This window comes from Acetomicrobium mobile (assembly GCF_937920065.1).
In genome coordinates this window covers 1-3,776 of sequence record NZ_CALETC010000194.1, presented here as the reverse complement: position 1 = coordinate 3,776, position 3,776 = coordinate 1, and the positions used below count along the sequence as shown (strand labels likewise).

The 3,776-nt window shown below is 46.7% G+C and carries 5 protein-coding genes; all 5 read left to right on the top strand.

Annotated elements, in window-relative coordinates; genetic code table 11:
- Positions 1-241 (top strand): transposase (locus tag Q7P41_RS07595; protein WP_303883233.1); only part of this gene is annotated, 241 nt, incomplete at its 5' end.
- Positions 142-1,716: an NAD(P)/FAD-dependent oxidoreductase gene (locus tag Q7P41_RS07590; protein ID WP_303883234.1), complete on the top strand. Its 1,575-nt coding sequence runs from the start codon at positions 142-144 to the stop codon at positions 1,714-1,716. The genes Q7P41_RS07595 and Q7P41_RS07590, both read left to right, overlap by 100 nt.
- The gene (locus Q7P41_RS07585) at positions 1,713-2,966 is read left to right on the top strand and encodes an NAD(P)/FAD-dependent oxidoreductase (protein ID WP_303883232.1); all 1,254 of its coding nucleotides are present in this window, start codon (positions 1,713-1,715) and stop codon (positions 2,964-2,966) included. The genes Q7P41_RS07590 and Q7P41_RS07585 overlap by 4 nt, the downstream gene beginning before the upstream one ends.
- 2 nt (positions 2,967-2,968) lie before the next feature.
- Positions 2,969-3,367: a DUF1667 domain-containing protein gene (locus Q7P41_RS07580; RefSeq protein WP_303883231.1), complete on the top strand. Its 399-nt coding sequence runs from the start codon at positions 2,969-2,971 to the stop codon at positions 3,365-3,367.
- 4 nt (positions 3,368-3,371) lie between these two features.
- On the top strand, positions 3,372-3,632 hold the full coding sequence (locus Q7P41_RS07575) for an HPr family phosphocarrier protein (RefSeq protein WP_303883230.1): 261 nt from the start codon (positions 3,372-3,374) through the stop codon (positions 3,630-3,632).
- Positions 3,633-3,776 lie beyond the last annotated feature (144 nt).

Genomic DNA, 3,776 nt, shown 5'->3' with positions numbered 1-3,776 from the left:
GACCAACGAGGAGATCCGGAGGCGGGAACGGGTGATCCGGATCTTCCCGAAGGATACCTCGGTGACGATGCTGGTGGGAGCGTATCTTCAGGAACTCAGTGAGGAGTGGTTATCTGGACGTCGGTACATGGACATGGCGGAATTCCGGGAAGGGAAGGCGGAACAGGAACGAAAGGAAACGGCCTCAGCGAAACAGCCAGTAAACATGGCTCAACCCGAGGCCGTGGTGGTGAATATGTAACTGGGTCCGAATTTACAGCAGTTCTCGGACTTGACTTTGTAGGTTCCACGGTTGCGCGAGAGTTGTCTCGTTATGAAATTAAAATAGCCGTTCTTGATAAAGCGTCCGAATTACCCTCAGGTGCCTCAAGGGCCAATAGCGGCATGGTGCACGCAGGTTACGATGACGAACCAGGTTCTGTTAAAGCTCGGTTTTGTCCGAAGGGCAACCTGATATACAGGAATTTGCACGAAGAACTTGACTTCACGCTTAATGAAGTTGGCTCTTATGTTTGCGCCTTTGCTGAGGATGAGATAGCTCATCTAGAGTTATTGCTTGAGCAAGGCAAGAAGAATGGGGTTCCTTCGGTAGAGATAATAAGCGGCGATGAACTGCGGTCGCGTGAACCCAATGCATCGAAGGAAATCATCGCAGCCCTATGGGCTCCCACCGGCTGTACCATTAACAATTTCGAAGCTGTGCTTGCTTTCATGGATAATGCACAGCAAAACGGGGTGGAATTGTTTTTGGAGACAAAAGTGTTGGACGTGATCTTTTCTCAGGATAAACGACAGGTTGTTGGTGTAAGGACGAACAAAGGGCTGTTTTTAAGTCCCATAGTCGTAAATGCGGCTGGAGTGCATTCAGATGAAATAGCACGTATGGTAGGTGACGACAGCTTTGCGATACACCCAAGGCGAGGGGACTATTTTATCTCTGACAAATATGTCGGAAATCTTGTTAAAAGTTTCTTTTTTGCATGTCCTTCCGAAGCTGGTAAGGGCATAACCGTAGCCAGTACAACTGACCATAACTTGCTAATGGGCCCCACATCTATATTTCAAGTAGATAGAAATAAAACTGCAACAACTGCGGAGGGATTAGATCAGGTCATTGAAGGGGCAAGGCGACTCATCCCACCAATTCCAATTAATATGGCTATAACAACTTTTGCCGGATTGAGGGCAGATCCTGATACGGGTGATTTCGTCATAGGAATCTTAAAGAAACCTCATGGCTTCGTCAACGTTGCTGGAATTAAATCTCCTGGATTTACCTCCGCCCCTGCCATTGCACAGCATATAGTTGAAAGAATGAAAAATGAGTTGAAGGATTTAGTCGAGTTTAAGCCTAACAGAAAGTTTGTACCGGAGCGTAGGCATATTCCCAGGTTTGCCTATCTCTCGATGGAAGAAAGGTCTGATTTGGCTAAAGAAGATCCAAGATATGCTCAAATAGTGTGTAGGTGCGAAAGCGTGACAGAAGGCCAAGTCATAGAAGCCATAAGAAGAGGGGCTCGGACCGTTGCAGCTGTGAAAATATGGACACGCGCGGGAGCAGGAAGATGTCAAGGCGGTTTCTGCGGACCCAGGGTTATAGATATACTGGCTCGAGAACTTAACATCCCGAGGGAAGAGGTCACGAGACACGGCGGTCATTCGAGGATGTTAGTGGGGAAAACCAAGGAGTATTGGTTTAGGGAGGGCAGATTATGAGTGATATTACCGTAGACGTAGCGGTTATTGGTGCCGGTCCTGCTGGAATAGCAGCAGGCGTAGGTGCAAAAAAGGCTGGTGCCGAAAGGGTTGTCATATTCGAGAGAGACTGGGATCTTGGCGGTATATTACAGCAATGTATACATCCAGGATTTGGATTGCATATATTTGGCGAGGAATTGACCGGGCCCGAGTACATGCACCGATGGATTAGCAAGGCTCGGGAAGTCGGTGTGGAGTTTTTGATGAACAGTATGGTGTTTCACATGGAAGACGATGGTTCTTTTTGGATAATGAACCCTTCGCTTGGCATCAAAAAGGTGACGCCTAAATCCGTGGTTTTGGCGATGGGATGTCGAGAAAGGCCTTTAGGTGCTTTAGGCATACCTGGGACAAGGCCTGCCGGGATATACACTGCCGGTACGGCTCAAAGATTGGTCAACATGGAAGGTTACATGCCTGGGAATAAAGTTGTCATTTTGGGTTCAGGCGACGTTGGGCTCATAATGGCAAGGAGGATGATATGGGAAGGGGCAGAAGTATTGGGTGTTTACGAGATCATGCCGTGGCCGGGTGGGCTTAGGCGCAACATAGCCCAGTGTTTGGATGATTATGGCATTCCCTTTCATTTGGAAGAAACCGTTGTGGAGATCCATGGAAAGGATAGGCTAGAAGGAGTAACTGTTGCAAAGGTTGACATGAATCGCAAACCCATTGTAGGAACTGAGCGTCTTGTAGGTTGCGATACGCTGCTTTTGGCAGTAGGCCTTATTCCCGAGAACGAACTTTCCAGAATGGCTGGTGTTGCGATAAATCCGGTTACTCAAGGGCCTTATGTTAATGAACTTTTGCAGACCTCAAAGCCAAAGATATTTGCTGCTGGCAATGTTGTTATCGTCTACGATCTCGTTGACTGGGTGAGCAAAGAAGGAGAGAGGGCTGGCAAAAATGCTGCCCTTTTCGCTGCAGGAGAATTAAAAGAACCAGCAAGAAAGATTAAGATACTGGGAGGTAGCAACGTGAGACTTTATTCTCCTCAATGGCTGTCTGGTCAGGCAGATGCGACAATCTATATGCGAGTTGCGCAACCTATAGAAAAAAGGTGTAAGGTCATTGTTGAACCAGGTGCATACGAAAAACAGTTGAGGTATGCTAGGCCGGGCGAAATGAGCGAAGTTCAGATAAAGGCTGAATATGTACAATCCCTTGGCGATGTCGCGGAAATTCTTGTGGATATAAGGGAGGCTTAAAAATGTCCATCGAAAGGAGAATAATATGTACATCTTGTCCCGTTGGCTGTTTCATGATAGTCACGGAGGAAAATGGAAAAATTGTATCGATTTCAGGGAGTAGTTGTCCTAGAGGAGAAGAATACGCCAAAGTAGAGTTAACCGATCCGCGAAGGGTGTTTGCCTCTACCATAAGGGTTGAGGGGGGAGTTTTGTCTGTATGCCCGGTGCGTAGCAAGGAACCGGTTCCCAAAGACAAGATATTTGACATAACAAAGGCCGTTGCCCGAGTGAAAATAAAGGCTCCTATAGAAATCGGCCAGATCATAATTAAAAATGTATGTGATACCAGTGTGGATATAGTGGCGAGTAGATCTTTGCCTGCAAAGCAATCCGCCGATACTGTTGCTCAAGGAGGTTAAAGCAGTGGTCGAAAAAGAGGTAATTGTGAAAAACCCGCATGGTTTACATGCCCGACCAGCTGCGGTGTTCGTTCAAAAGGCTGCGTCTTTTCCGTGCAAAATCACCATATCCAAAAACGATAAGGAGGTTGATGCAAAAAGCATATTGGCCGTCATGAGTTTAGGAGTAGAGCCAAACGAAAAGATTATTTTAAGAGCTGATGGTGACAAGGAGGAAGAGGCTTTGGAGGAACTCATAAAGATTTGTGAGAACAGAGAAATGTAAAAAAATATATGTATACATATTTTGGGGCTTGACATAATCTCAAAAGCCGAATAAGATATCTCTTGCGTCGCTCGAACGGAGCGCGCACCAAATCAGCACCTTGACAAGTTCATAGGCAGCAGCGAGAAAGCCTCAAAGCAAGAA

Excerpts from the sequence above, each read along its gene's own strand:
- Q7P41_RS07585 (WP_303883232.1), top strand. The coding sequence starts at position 1,713 with ATGAGTGATATTACCGTAGACGTAGCGGTTATTGGTGCCGGTCCTGCT.
- Q7P41_RS07580 (WP_303883231.1), top strand. The coding sequence starts at position 2,969 with ATGTCCATCGAAAGGAGAATAATATGTACATCTTGTCCCGTTGGCTGT.